Source organism: Sphingopyxis sp. H115, from assembly GCF_001468465.1.
Lineage (GTDB): Bacteria > Pseudomonadota > Alphaproteobacteria > Sphingomonadales > Sphingomonadaceae > Sphingopyxis.
On record NZ_LNSA01000005.1, the window covers coordinates 26,178 to 43,137 of the forward strand.

General features: G+C 64.6%; 14 protein-coding genes. 4 read left to right on the forward strand and 10 right to left on the reverse strand.

Translation table 11 applies throughout. The features are described 5' to 3' along the window. Position 1: 1 nt before the first annotated feature. From ATE71_RS05245 to ATE71_RS05280, 8 genes are read right to left on the reverse strand one after another with little or no spacing between them, the layout of a single operon-like run. Entirely contained in the window at positions 2–1,153 is a 1,152-nt protein-coding gene (locus tag ATE71_RS05245; RefSeq protein WP_058802432.1) for an acetyl-CoA C-acetyltransferase, read from the reverse strand. Between the two features lie 12 nt (positions 1,154–1,165). Then, entirely contained in the window at positions 1,166–2,179 is a 1,014-nt protein-coding gene (locus ATE71_RS05250; protein WP_058802433.1) for an acyl-CoA dehydrogenase family protein, read from the reverse strand. A 6-nt stretch (positions 2,180–2,185) separates the two neighbouring features. Further along, positions 2,186–3,337, reverse strand: a complete 1,152-nt coding sequence (locus ATE71_RS05255; protein ID WP_058802434.1) for an acyl-CoA dehydrogenase family protein — start codon at positions 3,335–3,337, stop codon at positions 2,186–2,188. Continuing rightward, positions 3,337–4,092, reverse strand: a complete 756-nt coding sequence (locus ATE71_RS05260) for an enoyl-CoA hydratase family protein (protein WP_058802435.1) — start codon at positions 4,090–4,092, stop codon at positions 3,337–3,339. The genes ATE71_RS05255 and ATE71_RS05260 overlap by 1 nt, the downstream gene beginning before the upstream one ends. A gap of 3 nt (positions 4,093–4,095) precedes the next feature. Next, on the reverse strand, positions 4,096–5,175 hold the full coding sequence (locus ATE71_RS05265; protein WP_058802436.1) for an NAD(P)H-dependent flavin oxidoreductase: 1,080 nt from the start codon (positions 5,173–5,175) through the stop codon (positions 4,096–4,098). Next, positions 5,175–6,080 carry an enoyl-CoA hydratase gene (locus ATE71_RS05270; protein WP_058802437.1) on the reverse strand — a complete coding sequence of 302 codons (906 nt, stop codon included), beginning with the start codon at positions 6,078–6,080 and terminating at the stop codon, positions 5,175–5,177. Before ATE71_RS05270 ends, ATE71_RS05265 begins: the two co-directional genes overlap by 1 nt. Before the next feature lie 3 nt (positions 6,081–6,083). Beyond that, entirely contained in the window at positions 6,084–6,884 is an 801-nt protein-coding gene (locus ATE71_RS05275) for a CoA-transferase subunit beta (protein WP_058802438.1), read from the reverse strand. A gap of 13 nt (positions 6,885–6,897) precedes the next feature. Continuing rightward, positions 6,898–7,773, reverse strand: coding sequence for a CoA transferase subunit A (locus ATE71_RS05280; RefSeq protein WP_058802439.1), 876 nt, complete (start codon positions 7,771–7,773; stop codon positions 6,898–6,900). Between the two features lie 150 nt (positions 7,774–7,923). On the opposite strand from ATE71_RS05280, the gene ATE71_RS05285 reads away from it, so the two are divergent. Further along, a complete protein-coding gene (locus ATE71_RS05285) occupies positions 7,924–8,694 on the forward strand; it encodes an SDR family oxidoreductase (RefSeq protein WP_058802440.1) in 771 nt (256 codons plus the stop codon). A gap of 50 nt (positions 8,695–8,744) precedes the next feature. On the opposite strand, the gene ATE71_RS05290 is transcribed toward ATE71_RS05285, so the two are convergent. Together ATE71_RS05290 and ATE71_RS05295 are read right to left on the reverse strand one after the other, a co-directional pair. Beyond that, complete coding sequence (locus tag ATE71_RS05290) at positions 8,745–9,602, reverse strand: tyrosine-protein phosphatase (protein ID WP_058802441.1); 858 nt, start codon at positions 9,600–9,602, stop codon at positions 8,745–8,747. A gap of 55 nt (positions 9,603–9,657) precedes the next feature. Next, entirely contained in the window at positions 9,658–11,892 is a 2,235-nt protein-coding gene (locus ATE71_RS05295; RefSeq protein WP_058802442.1) for a TonB-dependent receptor, read from the reverse strand. Positions 11,893–12,011: 119 nt separating this feature from the next. Between ATE71_RS05295 and ATE71_RS05300 the strand changes: the two genes are divergently transcribed. The 3 genes from ATE71_RS05300 (at position 12,012) to ATE71_RS05310 (ending at position 16,908) form a co-directional block, all read left to right on the forward strand. Next, positions 12,012–12,644, forward strand: a complete 633-nt coding sequence (locus tag ATE71_RS05300) for a TetR/AcrR family transcriptional regulator (protein ID WP_058802443.1) — start codon at positions 12,012–12,014, stop codon at positions 12,642–12,644. Between the two features lie 678 nt (positions 12,645–13,322). Next, complete coding sequence (locus ATE71_RS05305; protein WP_082665093.1) at positions 13,323–15,632, forward strand: TonB-dependent receptor; 2,310 nt, start codon at positions 13,323–13,325, stop codon at positions 15,630–15,632. A 76-nt stretch (positions 15,633–15,708) separates the two neighbouring features. Continuing rightward, the gene (locus tag ATE71_RS05310; protein ID WP_058802444.1) at positions 15,709–16,908 is read left to right on the forward strand and encodes an MFS transporter; all 1,200 of its coding nucleotides are present in this window, start codon (positions 15,709–15,711) and stop codon (positions 16,906–16,908) included. Positions 16,909–16,960 lie beyond the last annotated feature (52 nt).

Genomic DNA, 16,960 nt, shown 5'->3' on the forward strand with positions numbered 1-16,960 from the left:
CTTACAGCCTTTCGATGATGGTGACGTTGGCCTGGCCGCCGCCTTCGCACATGGTCTGGAGGCCGTAGCGGCCGCCGGTGCGTTCGAGCGCGCCGAGCAAGGTGGTCATGAGGCGTGCGCCGGTGGCGCCGATCGGATGGCCGAGCGCGATCGCGCCGCCCTGCACGTTGACCTTTTCATGGGGGACGCCGAGTTCCTGCATCCACGCCATTGGAATGCTCGCGAACGCTTCGTTGCATTCGAACAGGTCGATGTCGCCCACCGACATGCCCGCCTTTTCAAGCGCATATTTCGTTGCGGGGATCGGGCCGGTGAGCATCCACACCGGATTGTCGGCGCGAACCGACAAATGGTGGATGCGCGCGCGGGGCTTCACCCCATGCGCCTTCACCGCCGCCTCGCTCGCGATCAGCAGCGCGGCCGCGCCGTCGCAATTCTGGCTGGCAATGCCGGCGGTAATGACGCCGCCCTCGTTGACGGTCTTCAGCGTCGCGAGCCCTTCGGGGGTCGTCTGCGGGCGGACGGTTTCGTCCTGTTCGAGTCCTTCGAAGGGGGCGATTTCGCCCTTGAACCAGCCATTGTCGATCGCGGCCTGCGCGCGGCGATGCGATTCTGTCGCGAATTCTTCCATCGCCTCTCTGCTGATCTGCCACTTATTGGCGATCATCTCGGCCGACTTGATCTGGTTGATCTCCTCGGTGCCGTAACGCGCGTCCCATCCCTTCGCGCCGACGAAGGGACTGTCGAAGCCATAGGCTTGCCCAGCATACATGGCGGCCGAGATAGGAATGGCGTTCATCGCCTGACTGCCGCCCGCGACGACCAGATCCTGCGTCCCGCTCATCACGCCCTGCGCGGCGAAATGCACCGCCTGCTGTGACGATCCGCATTGGCGGTCGATCGTCGTGCCGGGGACATGCTCGGGCAGGCCCGCAACCAGCCATGCGGTGCGGCCGATGTCGCCCGCCTGCGGGCCGATCGTATCACAGCAACCCCAGACGACATCGTCGACCAGATTGGCATCGATCCCGGTGCGCTCGACCAGCGCCGTGATCGGGTGCGCGGCAAGGTCGGCGGGGTGGACGGCGGCGAGGCTGCCCTTCTTGCGCCCGATCGGGGTGCGGACGGCGTCGATGATATAGGCTTCAGCCATTGATGATTTCCCTTATGCGAAGCTGTGGCCGGGGCCGATCGGCAGCGCGCCGCCGATGACGGCGGCGTCGATGCGCGCGAGGTGGAAGGCGCGGTCGCCCCATGCCCCGGACAGCGCCCAGGCGCGTTTCATCCAGAAATGCAGGTCGACTTCATAGGTATAGCCCATCGCGCCGTGCGTCTGGATCGCGGTCTCGCTCATCGCCCACGCGGCGTCGGCGGCGGCAAGCTTCGCATGGCTCACATGCACCGGCGCGCTGGCCGATCCTTCGGCTAGCGCCACCGCGGCTCGCTGGATTACGGGCTTGGCGAACTCGATCTTGACGACCGCGGTCGCGAGGTGATGCTTGACCGCCTGAAAGCTGCCGATCGGCTGGCCGAACTGGCTGCGGTTTTTCGCATAGTCGGTCGCCTGTTCGAGCATCGCGTCGGCGACGCCGACCAGCTGCGCGGCGTCAATCAGCGCGGCATGGTCGAGCAGCGCATCGGCCGAGCCCACTTCAGTGCCTTCGGCTGCCACCGGCGCATAGAGGCGGCGGAGGGGATCGACGCTTTCGAGAAGATCGGCGCGGCCATTGTTTTCGGCGAGCAGCAGCGCGCCGTCCTTGACCGACAGGACATGGCTCGCGCCATTGAGATCGGCGACCCACGGATTGACCGGATGCTGGAGCGCGATTTTCGCCTCGCCGGTGGCAATTGCCGCGAGCAGTGCATCCTGATTGCCCGCCTTGCCGAGCAAAGGCGCGGCGATGAGCGCGGTGTCGGCGAGCGGTTCGGCGACCCCGGCGCGGCCGAGTTCGGCGGCGATCAGCACGCCGTCGAGCAACGACAGGCCGAGTCCGCCTTCCGCCTCGGGAACGAGCAGGCCTGGCAGGCCCATTTCGACAAGGCCCTGCCAGACATCGGCCGACCGGCGGCTGTCGCTTGCGTCGAGCGCGCGGAGCAGCTCGGGCGCGTGAACGCCCGCCAGATAGTCGCGCACGCCCTGCGTCAGCACCGCCTGATCTTCAGTGATCGTGAAATCCATCGCGGCTTACCTCGGCAGGCCGAGCAGGCGCTCGGCGATGATGTTGCGCTGGATCTCGTTCGACCCGGCGTAGATCGGGCCCGAGAGTGAGAAGATATAGCCTTCGAGCCATGTGTTGAGCGCGCCACCGTCGAAGTGCCGCAGCTCGGCCGAAGCGCCGAGAAGCTGCATCGCGGTGCGGTGCGCGGCGCGGTCGAGTTCGGACCAGAATATCTTGTTGAGGCTCGCTTCGGCGCCGATATGCCCGCCCGCCATGATCTTCGAAGCGACGGCATAGGTATTGTAGGCATAGGCTTGCGCGTCCATCCACGCCTGCATCACCTGCTCGCGCGCGGCGGGCGCGGCGGCGGCCTCATGCTTGCGGAACAACGCGACGAGGCGTTCGGCGGCCGCCTGAAAGCGCGCGGGCGAACGCAGCATCAACCCGCGTTCGAAGCCCGCGGTCGCCATCGCGACGTTCCAGCCTTCGCCTTCGCCCGCGATGCGGTTTGCGACCGGCACGCGTACCTCATCGAAGAACAGCTCGGCAAAGCCCGGATCGCCGTGAAGCTGGCGGATCGGGCGGCGCGTGACGCCGGGGGCGTTGAGGTCGAAGAGGATGAAGCTCAACCCCTTGTGGCGCTTCGAGTCCGGATCGGTGCGGAACAGGCCGAAGCCCCAGTCGGCAAAGCTTGCGCGGCTCGACCAGGTCTTTTGCCCGCTGATGACATAATGGTCGCCGTCGCGGATCGCCTTCGACGTGATCGCCGCCATGTCCGACCCGGCGTTTGGCTCGGACCAGGCCTGCGCCCAGATCAGTTCGCCCTTTGCCATCGGCGTGAGGAAGCGTGCTTTCTGTTCGTCGGTGCCGAACTCCATCACCGTCGGGCCGAGCAGGAAGATGCCGTTCTGGTTGACGCGCAGGGGCGCCCCGGCGCGGTAATATTCTTCCTCGAAGATCAGCCACTGGATCAGGTCGAGCCCGCGTCCGCCATAGGCTTCGGGCCACGTCACCATCCCCCAGTTGCCGCTCGCGAGCTTGCGCTCCCATTCGACGTGCTGATGATAGCCGTCCTCGCGCTCGAGCGTGACCAGCGGCTTCTTGGGGACATTCGCTTCCATCCACGCGCGCACTTCAGCGCGGAAGGCCTGTTGTTCGGAGGTATAGGCGAGGTGCATCAGAATTCGGCCGCCTTGCCCGTCTCGACAAAGGCATCGCGCGATTTCTGGCTGTCTTCGTGCATGTACATTTCGAGCGTGAAGCCCTGTTCCCAGCGATAGCCGCGGTCGACGTCGCGTGCTTCGAGCCCGTTCAGCGCTTCCTTCGCGATCACCAGTGCCTTGCGCGACTTGCCCGCGATGACGCTCGCGAAGGCGCGTGCCTCTTCGACGAGCTTTTCGCGTGGCACGACTTTCTCGACCGCGCCGAGCCGATACGCCTCCTCGACGGGAATATTGCCGCCGGTGAAGAAGGCCGCGCGCACCTTGTGCAGCGGCAGCATGCGCGAGAGGTGCGATGCGCCGCCCATCGCCCCGCGATCGACCTCGGGCAGCGAGAAATAGGCGTCGTCGGCGGCAATGATTGTGTCGCTCGCGCCGCAGATGCCGATGCCGCCGCCGATCACGAATTTATGCACCGCGACGACCACCGGCACCTCGCAGTCGCGTACCGCCTTGAAGGTCAGATAATTGCCACGGTTGAGCAAGGTGATACGGTCGGGATGCGCCTGCATTTCCTTGATATCGACGCCGCCGCAGAAGCCGCGCGCGCTTTCGGCAGCTCGGATGAGCACGACGTTGACCTCGGGATTGCTGCCGGCGTCGCGGATGATCGCGGGCAGGCTGTTCCACGTCGCGCTGTCGAACGCGTTGACCGGCGGGACGTCGAAGACGATCTCGGCGATGCGGTCCTTGATCTCACTATGGATCGGCATGGGTCAGACCCCTGTTGTCGAAGAAGAGGAGAGGGCGGCGATCCGCGCGCGCGCGTCGCGTTCGATGCCCGCGAGCAGGTCGGCGCAGCCCGGCAGATCGTCGAGCCGCCCGGCGACGAGGCCGGTTGCCATCAGGCCGCGGTCGGGGTCACCTTCGACGACCGCCTTCTGGATCAACATCGGTGCCGAGGCGGCCATCATCGCCTGCGGCAGCGTCAGCCCGCCGTGGCTGGTCATGCCCTTCGCGGCTTTGAACAATTCGCCGAACGAGGCGCCGGTCTGGCGTTTCATCGCAAGCCCGCTCTCGACCGCGCGGCGCCAGATGCCGAGACCCGTCGAACGCTCGATCCGGTTGAGCAGGGCGTTTTTGATCATCCGCTGCGGCAGGCCGTCGACCTTGGTCGAAACGAGGATATCGTCGGTGCCCGCCTTGACGTAGCGCGCCTTGGTGAGGTCGGGGATCGGGCTTTCGCGCGTCATCAGGAAGCGCGTTCCCATCGCGATGCCGACCGCGCCGAAGGCCAGCGCCGCTGCGAGCCCGCGCCCGTCGCCGAAGCCGCCCGCGGCGATCACCGGCACCTTCACCGCGTCGAGCACCTGCGGCAGCAGGATCGTCGAGGCGACCGAGCCCGTATGCCCGCCGCCTTCGCCGCCCTGCACCGTGACCATGTCGACGCCCAATTGCACCATCTTCTGCGCATGCTTGACCGCGCCGACGGTCGGCACGCAAAGGATGCCTGCGTCCTTGAAGCGGCCGATCATCTTCGCATCGGGGCCGCGCCCGAAGCTCACCGCGCGGACCTGATCGCGGTGCTTCAGGATGATCTCGACGATCTCGACCGCGCCGGGCTGGAACATGTGGAAATTGACGCCGAAAGGCTGCCGCGTGCCCTGTTTGACGCTGAGGATCGCAGCTTCGAGCTCGGCAGGCTGCATCACCGCGCCCGCGAGGAAGCCGAACGCGCCCGCCTCGCTCGACGCGATCACCAGCCCCGGTGTCGCGATCCAGCCCATCGCGGTCTGGATCACCGGCAAGCGGCAGCCGAGCCGCTCGGTCAGAAGGGTGGCGAGCGGGTCGGCCATCAGCCCGCGGCATCCTTCTTGTTCGCCGCCGCCATCTTCTTGCCGTCGAAACCGGCGATATAGTCGCCCTTGACGAGGCTGTTGTTCGCGTGCGCGAAATGATGATAGCCGAACGCCGCGTCGATCCCGGCATTCTTGCCCGCCAGCGTCTCCATATGGTTGCACGCCTGCTTGGCGAGCTGCAGCGCGAGACGCGGCTGGGTCGCAATCCGCTCGGCGACGCGCTTGACCTCGTCGGCCAGCTCGGCGCGCGGGACGACGCGGTTGACCATCCCGGCTTCGCGCGCACGTTCGGCGCTCATCCGTTCGCCGAGGAACAGGAATTCCTTCGCCAGCCGGACATTGAGCTCATGACAGTGCGCGAAATATTCGAGCCCCGGGAAACCCATCTGCAGCACCGGGTCCTGAAAGAAGGCGTCGTCGGAAGCGATGATCAGATCGCACACCCACGCGAGCATCAGCCCGCCGGCGATGCAGCCGCCATGGACCTGCGCGATGGTGGGCTTGGGAATGTCCCGCCACCTCTTGCACATGCCCAGATATTGCTCATGCTCGCGGGCATAGGCCTTTTCGGCGCCCGCCTTGGTTGCATGGTCGTACCACATCAGCCGCCGATCGACGCGCGAGTGAAAGTCGCGCCCCGGCGTGCCGATGTCGTGACCGGCGCTGAAATGCTTGGCGTCCGATTTCAGCACGATGACCTTGACCGCATCGTCGTCGACCGCGCGGAAGAAGGCGTCGTCGAGAGCATAGGTCATCTGGCTGTTCTGGACATTATGATATTGCGGGCGGTTGAGCGTCACCCACGCAATGCCGTCCGCCGCCTCATAGAGGACCGGCGTGTCGGTCTCGTAAACCGGCGCTTCGTCGACCGGCGGGACCAGTCCGTCATTCTGCTCGCTCATCGTTCAGTTCCTCTTGCCCGCAGGATTGTCCTTGATCACCGTCGCGCGGAGATTGTGCGGATCGAGCTGCGCGATGATCGCAAGTTGCTCGGCGGTCGGGGCCGGGGTGGTCTTGATCTCGGCGGCGGCTTCGAGCGCGAAGCCGGTCGCCTCCTGCACCTGATCGAAGATCACGCCGGGGTGGAGCATGACGACGCGGATCGCATGGTCCTTGCCGCCGAAATCCATGACGCAGAGGTCGGTGACGATCAGGCGCAGGTCGACGCGGCTGAAATTCACGCCTGGGGCACGCCGCGCGGGATTGTAGCCGACGCTCGACACCATATCGACTTCGCCCTCGACGAAGACGCGCTTCGAATGCGCGGGGACGAACATCGAATTGATGTGGCAGATGCTGTTGCCCGGAAAACCGCGCGCGCCGAGCATCTGCACCTTCGGCTGGTCATAGCTGCCGCCAAGGTAGGAGATGTTCGTCTGGCCGAAGCGGTCGATCTGGCTCGGCGTGACCATCGCGTGGCGCTTGCCCGGCCACACCGCGGCGTCGAAGAAGCGCGAGAAGGGGAGATAGCCCGCCGCCTTGCGGTCGTCATAGCCGCGCGGGCCGAGCGGCACCGGGTCCTCGACCAGATACGCCTCGCCATCGGTCATCATCAGTTCGGGTGTGTGCGTCAGCTTGGCGAGCGACGCGGCGAGGCGCGGCGCGGGGCCGATGCCGGTCGCGACGAGTTCGCCATTGCCGCGCCACGCTTCGGACGCGGCGACGATCAGTTGTTCGCAGAGGGTGAAATCGGGTGCGGTGGTCATGGTGTCGGCCGCCTCAGAAGATGGGAAGGGGGAGGGCGGCGACGGCGTCCTTGCCGCCGACGCGGTCGAGGTAGCCCGCTTCGTCAGCGCCGACGACGTCCGCGGCATAGGCGTCCCAGCCGCCGTCCTCGCGCGCGCTCGCGGCGTAAGCCTTGAGATGCTGCATGTCCCAGCCGTACGAAGGCGGCAGCGAGGTCGGATGCGCGCCGAGCGGGGCCGCAATCACGGCGTGGACGAAACAACGCTCGACGATGTTGGCGCGGGCCTCCTCGGGATAGCTATGATCCATCCGGTCGACGATTTCTTCGGCCGAAACGAATGTCTTGTCCGCCGCACGCGCGAACCATTCGTCATAATAGGTATCAGGCCCGAGCGCCTGGATATTGCCGAGCTTGTCGGCGCGGTGAACATGGAGCAGCGCCGCATCGAGTTTCAGCGCGGGCATCGCGAGCAGCACCTCGCCATCGTCATAGGGCGACTGCACGGTCTTGAAGCCCCCATGCGTCATCACATCGGTGCCGAGCCCGACATGGGTGGGGAGGAAGGGCAGGCGGAACGCCGCGGCCTTGAGGCCCCACTGCAGCATCCCCTCGTCGAGTTCCAGGATGTCGAGCGTTCCGGCCTCGCGGGCCTTGCGGAAATAGGGCTCGAGCGGGATCGCATCCATCGAGACGAAGCCGAAGATCAGCTTCTTCACCTTGCCCGCGGCGCACAGCATGCCGACGTCGGGCCCGCCATAGGCGACGATGGTGAGGTCCTTGAGGCCCGAACGCAGGATTGCACGCACGAGCGCCATCGGCTTGCGGCGCGGTCCCCAGCCGGCGATCCCGATCGTCATCCCGCTCTTCAGCGAGGCGACGAACTGCTCGATGGTTAGCTGCTTGTTCAATCCACTCTCCAGTGATCATGCGACGGGAGGTGTGTGCTCCGCCATTGTCCGATGCGATTAGGGACTCTGGCGGCGGGTTCGATACCGCCATATGGGGGGAGACTTTCTGTTGGCCGGAGCGAAGAGGTCGGTCGAAGGACGGAGGCGGAAATGACAGACGGAAAACGGCGCGTCGCGCTGGTCACCGGTGGTGGTAAGGGTATCGGCCGCGCGATAGCGGGGCGCCTGCTCGCCGACGGTTTCGACGTCGTGATCTGCGGCCGTAATGCGCCTGCCGAACCCCCATCGCACGAGGCGCGCGCCGCCGAATTCGAGGCGTGCGATGTTCGCATCGCCGACGAGGTGCAGGCGATGATCGACCGCATCATCGCACGTCATGGCCGACTCAATCTCGTCGTAAATAATGCCGGCGGCTCGCCTGAGGCCGACGCCGCGACCGCATCGCCGCGCTTCTCCGAGCGCGTGCTTGCGCTGAACCTGCTCGGCCCGCTGCACGTCGCGCAGGCGGCGAACCGGATCATGCAGTCGCAGCCCGAAGGCGGAAGCATCGTCAACATCGCCAGCGTGTCGGGAGTGCGCCCGTCGCCGGGGACCGCGGTCTATGGCGCGGCAAAGGCCGGGCTGCTCAGCCTCACCGAATCGCTCGCGATGGAATGGGGACCGAAGGTGCGCGTCAACGCGGTCGTCGTCGGACTGGTCGCGACCGAGGCGGCACTCGACCATTATGGCGGCGAGGCGGGTATGAAGCGTATCGACGCGATGTTGCCGCTCGGCCGCATGGCGGGCGGAATGGACATCGCCGGGGTGGTGAGCTTCCTTGCTTCGACTGACGCCGCTTATGTCAGCGGAGCGAAGATCGCGGTGCACGGTGGCGGCGAACGTCCGCTATTCCTCTCGCTCGCGCAGATGAACGGCGGATAGAGGGTTGGCAGGGCCGCCCGCCCGCCGATTGGTGGCCCTGCCAATTCGGATCAGCTCGTCATTCTTTGACGCAGCCGCGCGACCGCGGCGGCGTCGACGCCCAGTTCGCGGTCCAGATAGGCATCGACGCTGCCATAATCCTTGTTGATCTGCTCGAAGGCCGCGTCGAGATAGGCGCGCTCGACCCCGAGCAGAGGCTTGGCGACATCGGCGGGCAGCGCCGTCATCGCGGCCTTCATCCCCGCGTCGGCCTGCAAGGCATCGGTGTCGAGCATCGTGTTGCTCAGCAGATAATCCTCCATGATCGTCTCATAGGGAACGCTGAGCGCGCTGAGTACCAGCGCGACGCCAAGGCCGGTGCGGTCCTTGCCGGCGGTGCAGTTGACGATCACCGCCTTGTCCGAATTAAGCAGCCGATCGAACAATATCCGGTAGGACGCGGCTTGCTCCTTGGGAAAGCCGCGGTAGCCCTGGATCATCACGCCGCGCATCGTTTCGGCGTCGAATTTCGCGCCCTTCGCGAACAGCGCGCCGAGATTGCCGCCCGAGAGGTCATAGTCGCGCGTCCAGTAACCGACATCCGCATCCTGCATCCACGGCGTCTTGTCGGCTTGCCGTTCACGCGTCGAGCGCAGGTCGATGATCGACCCCACCGACAAGGTGCGGATCAGCGCCTGATCCCCGGCAGTGTAACGCCCGACCGACGCCGAGCGATAGAGCTTGCCCCACGCCACGCTATGGCCGTCGGCGGTACGATAGCCGCCGACGTCGCGGAAATTGTCGCCGCCCGCCAGCGCAATCTCGCGCGTCCGTTCCTGTGCCTGGGCGGCCCGGGTGGTCGCGGGCGCGCCCTGCGCGATCGCGGGGAGCGGCGAGAGCAGCAACAGCGCGATAAATGCCTTCTTCATTTTTCGTCTTCCTTCCGAAAATCCGCCCGGTGACGGCTCCGCCACCGGGCGCGCCTCAGAACCTGACCCGAGCTTCGAGGCCATAGGTGCGCGGTTCATTGTAGAATGTCGCGGTCGTCCGCCCCCTGATGCGGAAATCGAGGAGATTGTAAGTGGTGTTGGTCAGGTTCTTGCCCCAGACCGCCACTTCCATCTCGCCGCCGCCCAGTTCGATCTCGCCGAGCGACAGGCGGGCGTTCAGCAGCAGCGCTTTCTCCGCTTTGTTTTCCACCGTTCCGTTCGGAATATAATTGCCTGCCGTGTCGAGCCCGACATGCGCGCGCAGCTGGCCGAACGAAAAGGCCGGGAACAGATAGTCGGCCGAGAAAGAGGCCGAATGCTTCGGCGTGAAGGCGGAGAATACTTCCTCGACCTCGCCGGTGAAGATGTTGCGCACCGGTGTCGGCGGCGCGTCGGTGTAGACGTAGTTCGCCGACAGCGACAGGCCGCGCAGTGGGGCGAGGGTGATATCCGCCTCGATACCTTTGATCTTGCGCTTTTCGGGCGCGTTCACCGTTTCGGTGTTCGACACGAAGGCAGGATTGACAAAATCGACCTGCTGGTTTGACAGGCGGCTCGCATAGGCGGCGAGGTTGACGCGGAGGCGGCGGTCGAACAGGTCGGTTTTCACCCCCGCTTCCCAAGCGGTCAGCTCTTCCTCGCCAAAGGTTCGCAGGATCGTCGATCGGGTGTTCGCCCCGCCGGCACGATAGGCACGGCTCCACTTCACATAGGCATTGATATCGTCGCTGAAATCATAGGCCACCGTCGCCATCGGATCGATACGGCTCGAGTCGAATATGAACGACAGATCCGGGTCGGCGCCCCGAATGAAAAGCAGGCGCCCGTCCTTGTGATCGTCGGTGTAGCGCGCGCCCGCTGTCAGATGCAGCCCGCGGATCGCTTCAGGCGACCAGGTTGCTTGGCCGAAAAGTGCTTTTGATCGCACGCGAACGTCGGCGGCACGATCGGGGAGGGCAGCCCCGCCGTCGGGCGAAGGTTCGGGGAAAAGGTTGACCCCGGTCAGTGTCGGATTGAGCGTACCCAGCGAATAGACGATCGCCTCGTCGCGACCATTTTCCTTGAAATAATAACCGCCGAGAACGAATTTCAGTTCGCCCACGTCGCCGACGAGTTGCACTTCCTGACTGAACTGGTCCTGCGTTACATTGGCGTAGCTCAAACGGCCGAAGCGGCGACCCGGACCCCAGCTTGTATTCGAGCCCTCGTCGCCGTCATTCTGCGTCGAATCGAGGTTTCGCCAGGCCGAGATCGAGCGCAGCGTCAGCGCGTCGCTGATTTCCCATTCGGCGGTCAGGCTGTGGCCCTTCGCCTCCTGCGGATTGCGATAGACGGGAAGGCCGATCCGCCCCACGTTGACGCGGCCCGTGTCGAGCGTGATAAAGGAGGGGGTGTTGGCGGGCGACTGGTCGGACGCCGTGATATAATGATAGAGGCTCGTCGATTTGTCGCGCGACAGGTCATAGGAATAGAGGATCGAGACATTCTCGGCGGGGCGCATCAGCGCCGAGATTTTGAAGCCGTATTTCTCGATCTCGCCATAGTCGCGCGCGTCGCCGCCCAGCGGGTTCTGGACCAGTCCGTCGCGGCCTTCGAAAACTCCGTCGACCTTGACGCTGATCCCGGCTGCTTCGGGCAGGTTGACGTGCGCCGCGAAGGAACGGCCGCGATAATTGCCGATCCCGGCCTTCATGTCGAAGCCGAGTTCGCCTGTCGGGCGCTTTGACACGACGCTGATCGCGCCGCCGATCGTGTTGCGTCCGAACAGCGTGCCCTGCGGCCCGCGCAGTACCTCGATGCGCTCGATGTCGGCCAGTTCCATGCCCAGTCCCGACACGCGGCCCAGATAGACGCTGTCGACATACACGCCGACGGTCGCGTCGCGCGTCACCTGCGTTGCATCGACGGGCACAAGCCCGCGCATACCGATGCTGACCGCCGATACGCGGCCAACGAAAGGCGCGATCCGGATCGACGGCACCGCGCCGGTAAACAGGTCCGACAGCGAGCCGATGCCTTTCGTTTCGAGTGCGTCGGCATTGAGCGCGACCATCGAGATCGGGGTGTCCTGAAGATTTTCCTCACGCTTCTGCGCCGTCACAACGATGTCGGCGATGCCGATTTCCTGCGCGGTGTCGCTTTCCTCGGCATGCGCCGGTGTCGCAATCAGCCAAGTGGCGGCGGATGCTGCCAGCGTCACACGCGCCAAACCGGTTCTTTTGATAATCATGTGGCTCCCTCCCATTCTGCGGTTTTGCCCGCTTTCAATTGCCTACTCGTGAGTAGGTGAATCGTGTAATCGCAAGTTGACGAATTGCAAGGGATAAGAGAATCGGCCAGAACCCCCGGATGCAGGTGACCCTTCAAAGCCATGCGACGCGCAAGGAACGCGCGGATGCGACCCGCGAGGCGATTTTATGCGAAGCGGAGCATGTTTTCGCGTTCGTGGGTTTTCAGGCTGCGCGCCTGGAGGATATCGCCGACGCCGTTGGTATTCGCAGACCATCGCTGCTTCATCACTTCACGACGAAGAAGAAGCTCTATGACGCGGTTGAACAGCGAATATTTGACGATATGAGCGCGGCGAGCGCGGCGCGAACCGCCGAAACGGGCGATTGCACCGCGAAGCTGCTCGCGCATCTCGACGCGTGGCTCGATTTTTTCGTCGAGCGCCCCTCTGCGGCCAGAATTCTCCAGCGTCTCGTCGCGGATACCGCCGTGCGCCAAGGCAACCCGGTGGAATTCTCCTATGTTGTCCTTGACGATATGGAGCGCACTCTCGCTTGCGGAATAAACGAAGGCGTTTTTCGTCCCATATCTACGATGATGTTCATAAATGCGGTAGCGGGCGGAATTCTATTCTACATTTGCAACAGCAGCCAGGTGGGGGAGCGGCGCAACTATGAGCCCTCCAATCCTGCCGATCTCGGTCAGTTCAGAAGCCTCCTGCACAAACTGGCTCGAACAGCCGTGCTCGACTGAAGGCGCGCGCTATTGTCGAAGACCGAACCGCTTATCCGTCGCGCCAAGAGCGGATAGTCGCGACATCGAAGGAGCGGGACGCTCGGGATGCCGCCGGCGGATATGTGGTGCTGGTACGGGACGGCCAGCGACGTCGGCAGACGTCATGACGGGATGCATGTCGCGACGGTCCCGGAATGCACCTCGATCGGGCGACCCATCGATGATTAGACGTCGGCTTTCATGTTCGGACGCCCGGTGCGTTCGACCTCGAAATCGCTTGCAATACCTTGGTCGTCGATCGCGAAAGCTGGCTGCCGACGGCTCCTAGGCAGTGTAGCGAACGGGGCCTTCAGGGGGATGGCAAGAAGAGCGATGGATGAGAACGACTGATGGCCAGACTTCCAGTCGCGAGTTCGCGCGCCGCAGCTGTTCAACGCGCCCCCAAATGGTGATTGCAGCGGATCAAGACGATGAAACTTCGCCGAACCAGCATCGGGGAGCTGAACGGGCGCAAGCTGTTTCGGGGAGCAAGCGGCGATCCATTGGTCGCCGGCGTGGACAGTCTGTCCTTGAACTAAACTTTATCGCGCGATCACCCCGCCTATTCTGACCCTGCCGCACTTCTGGCGCGTACGAACAAATATAAATGGCAGGTAGCGAGGCAAAACAACTCGCGCTGTCCAGGAGAGGAATGCAATGGCCAATCTGAAACCCCTTTTGTTGGCGGCTGTCGCGGTCGCTGCAATCCAATCTCCGCAATTGTTCGCGCAGGTGGCGCCGGCGGCAGAGCCCGAAATCGCCCCCGACGACGGTGTGATCGTTGTTACCGCACAGCGCCGCGAACAGCGGCTTGTCGACGTTCCGATTTCGGTCTCCGCAGTGAGCAGCGCGGCGATCGACCGCGCGCAGGTCCGCAACGTGTCGGACATCGCGACGGTCGTCCCGAACATCCAGATCAACGAAACGATCGGCAACAGCTTCGGCCCGCTGATCACGATCCGCGGCCTGTCGCCGTCGGCCGACACCAGCCTCGCCCGCGACCAGCCGGTGGGGCTCTATATCGACGGCGTGCCGATCGGGAAATCGACCGGCGCGGCCTTCGATACCGTCGACCTCGAACGCGTCGAAGTGCTGCGCGGGCCGCAGGGCACGCTGTACGGCAAGAACACGATCGGCGGCGCGGTCAATCTGATCACCCGCAAGCCGAGCGGCGAGTTCGGCGGGCAATTTCTCGCAGGCGCCGGAAGCTGGGGGCAGTTCAACCAGCGGATTTCGGTCGACCTGCCCGAGGTTGCGGGCTTCAGCGCCAAGGTCGGACTGATCACCAAGCTCGACGGCGGCTATTACCGCAACTCGCTGCGCAGGAAGAATTTCGGCGAGGAAGAATTGTGGGCGGCGCGCGCCGACCTGCTGTGGCGCCCCTCGGGCAGCTTCAGCGCGCTCTACAGCTATGACATTTCGGACAGCAAGGGCACGCCGAACCAGCTTGCGGCGACCGCGGTCACCGGATCGGGCGCGACCGCGTTCGTCAACGCGCTGATGCGGCCCTATGTCGTTTCGGGGCGGACGCGCGAGATCGGGGCGCAAAGCGCGCTTCGCAGCGATTATCGCACCAACGGCCATGCGCTGACGCTCGAATGGGAGCCTGGTCTCGGGGATCTGACGCTCAAGTCGATTACCGCGCGGCGGACCGCGATAACGCGGTCGGCAAGCGATTTCGACGGTAGCCCGCTGGATCTTTTGCGCATTGTCCTCAACAATGACTACAAGCAGTTCACGCAGGAATTGCAGGCGATCGGAACTGCCGGCGATTTCAAGTACACGCTCGGCCTCTTCTATCTGAACGACGACTATGACGTCTTCAATCCGCGCTGGAACTTCCAGTTCGGGGGCAACGCGTTTGACATCAGCGAGCGCGGCGGCGGGTCCAAATCCTATGCCGGCTATGGCCAGTTCGCCTGGACGCCGCAAGCGCTCGACGAGAAGCTGACCGCGTCGGTCGGGCTCCGCTATACACGCGAATCGAAGCATGCCTACGAGCTGCTGCTGTCCAATTCGGCCTACCGCGCCAATCCGGCTGCGCCCGGGTCGGGCGTGTTCGAGCGCGACGCCAACGGCAATCCGATCACCCGCAGCGGCGAACCCGCCGCCGGCGCCCGGCCGGGCGCGGGCGGGATCGGCTATACCGACCTGATTCCGCTCGAAAACTCGGGGGTGTGGAAACGCTTCAACCCCGAATTCAACATCCTCTATAAGTTTCAGCCCGATTTCTCGGTCTACGGCCGTTTCGCGACAGGGTTCAAGAGCGGCGGGATCAACGATACTGCCGCGACCAACACGGCGTTCATGACCGCCTATAATCCCGAAAAACTGACCTCGTTCGAACTCGGCATGAAATATGCGGGTCTTGGCAATGCGCTTAACCTGAGCGCCGCAGTCTACCATTCGATTTACAAGGATTTTCAGGCGGGCGTATTCGTGCCCTCGCTGGTGACGACGAACATCATCAATGCGGGCAAGGCGAAGTTCACTGGTTTCGAGGTCGAAGGAACGCTGCGCCCGGTCGACGGCTTCACGATCAATTTCGGCGGCGGTTATGTCGATGCGCGCTATACCGATTTCATCCTGCCCGACGGCACCGATGTCACCGATACCTATGTCCTGTCGCGCGTGCCCAAGTGGAATTACCAGATCGGCGCGCTCTATCGCCACGATGTCGGCATCGGGCAGGTCGAGGCTGGGCTGAACTATAGCTGGCGCAGCAGCCAATATTCGTCGATCACTCCCGACCCGCTCTCGAAGATGCCGTCCTATGGGCTGCTCGACGGGCGAATCGCTCTCACCGACATCGAGCTCGGCGGCGGCGCGACCGCCGAAGTCGCGCTGTGGGGTAAGAATCTGACCGACAAGGAGTATTTGGTCAGCGCGATCAACCTCAGCATCCTGACGCTGAGCCAGTTCGGCGATCCGCGCAGCTTTGGAGGAGAGCTGCGCATCCGCTTCTGATCGGGGCCATCCGATGCCAGCCTGTTCCTCCCCGCCCGCGACGGGGTCGCGATGGGTACTGCCCTTTTTGGGGGCGGTGACCTTCCTGACCGCAATCGGCAACATCGGGCTCGTGTCGGTGATGCCTGCGATCGGCCGGATGCTGCGCATCCCCGATTTTCTTGTTGCCGGCATCTTTTCGGTCTCGGCGCTGACCTGGGCGGTCAGCTCGCCCTTCTGGGTGTCGCGGATCGGGCGTGCCGGGCCAGCCTTTTATATTCGCGCCGGGCTGGTCGGCTTCATATTGTCGATGGGCGGCTGCGCGCTGTCGGTCGAGCTCGGGCTGCTCGCGATCTTGCCACCGCTCGCGACCTTCGGCTGTTTCGCCGTGCTGCGCTCCATCTATGGTCTGCTGGGCTCCGCGGCGGCGACCGCGACGCAGGCGCTGGTCGCGGCGCGAACCGAGGGGATGGCGCGGACGCACGCGATCACCGGGCTGGCCGGCGCGCTCAGCCTCGGTACGATCGTCGGGCCCGCGATCGCCCCTGCCATGATGATAGAACCGTTGGGGCCGCTGGGCCCGATGCTCGGCTTCGCCGTGCTCGGCGCGCTCGCGTTGGCGTGTTCGTGGCGGCTGCTTCCGAAGACCCCGCCTGCTGCTGCGGCGGCGGCATCCGACCCGGCCGCGCCGTCGCTCATCGATGTGTGGCGGCGCAAGTCGATCGGGCGTCACCTCAATTTCGGGCTGTTGCTGTGTTCGGCGCAGGCGATCAACCTCTACACGATCGGCTTCGTGATCATCGACCGGGCGCCCAGTGGCGCCATGACCGCGCAGCAAATCATCGGCATTGCTATGACGGCGGGAGCCGTCGCGGCGCTGATTGCCCAATGGGGGCTCGTGCGGCTGCTGGGGCTTTCACCGCTGTCGATGATGCGTTGGGGCGTTGCGCTCGCCGTCGCCGGCAATGCGGCCGCGGCGCTCGATGGCAGCATCGGGGCGGCGGTGTTGGGGTTCGTGGTGGCGAGTTTTGGCTATGGTCTGGCCCGGCCCGGGTTCAGTGCTGCGGCCTCGCTCGCCGGTTCGGCGAGAGAGCAGGTCGGCATCGCATCGGCGACGACGTTGATCGCGGGTGCGTCGATCACTTTGCCGCCGATCTTGGCCTCGATGGCCTATCAATGGTGGCGGCCCGCGCCCTTTGCGATCGCGGTGGCGATCGGTGCGCTGCTGTTGCTCGACGCTCTGGTCCGGCGGCCTGCGCCGGCCTCCGACCCGAGTATTGTCCATGATGAGCGATAGTGCGTTGCCGCCCGGCCGCTTTTTCCTGCGCGCGAAGCGCATAGTGTCGGGA

What these genes read in the sequence shown, in the direction of transcription:
- ATE71_RS05270 (WP_058802437.1), bottom strand. Translation starts at nt 6,080, where the DNA reads ATGAGCGAGCAGAATGACGGACTGGTCCCGCCGGTCGACGAAGCGCCG.
- ATE71_RS05305 (WP_082665093.1), top strand. Translation starts at nt 13,323, where the DNA reads ATGGCCAATCTGAAACCCCTTTTGTTGGCGGCTGTCGCGGTCGCTGCA.
- ATE71_RS05285 (WP_058802440.1), top strand. Translation starts at nt 7,924, where the DNA reads ATGACAGACGGAAAACGGCGCGTCGCGCTGGTCACCGGTGGTGGTAAG.
- ATE71_RS05295 (WP_058802442.1), bottom strand. Translation starts at nt 11,892, where the DNA reads ATGATTATCAAAAGAACCGGTTTGGCGCGTGTGACGCTGGCAGCATCC.
- ATE71_RS05255 (WP_058802434.1), bottom strand. Translation starts at nt 3,337, where the DNA reads ATGCACCTCGCCTATACCTCCGAACAACAGGCCTTCCGCGCTGAAGTG.
- ATE71_RS05250 (WP_058802433.1), bottom strand. Translation starts at nt 2,179, where the DNA reads ATGGATTTCACGATCACTGAAGATCAGGCGGTGCTGACGCAGGGCGTG.
- ATE71_RS05290 (WP_058802441.1), bottom strand. Translation starts at nt 9,602, where the DNA reads ATGAAGAAGGCATTTATCGCGCTGTTGCTGCTCTCGCCGCTCCCCGCG.
- ATE71_RS05265 (WP_058802436.1), bottom strand. Translation starts at nt 5,175, where the DNA reads ATGGCCGACCCGCTCGCCACCCTTCTGACCGAGCGGCTCGGCTGCCGC.
- ATE71_RS05260 (WP_058802435.1), bottom strand. Translation starts at nt 4,092, where the DNA reads ATGCCGATCCATAGTGAGATCAAGGACCGCATCGCCGAGATCGTCTTC.
- ATE71_RS05275 (WP_058802438.1), bottom strand. Translation starts at nt 6,884, where the DNA reads ATGACCACCGCACCCGATTTCACCCTCTGCGAACAACTGATCGTCGCC.
- ATE71_RS05300 (WP_058802443.1), top strand. Translation starts at nt 12,012, where the DNA reads ATGCAGGTGACCCTTCAAAGCCATGCGACGCGCAAGGAACGCGCGGAT.
- ATE71_RS05245 (WP_058802432.1), bottom strand. Translation starts at nt 1,153, where the DNA reads ATGGCTGAAGCCTATATCATCGACGCCGTCCGCACCCCGATCGGGCGC.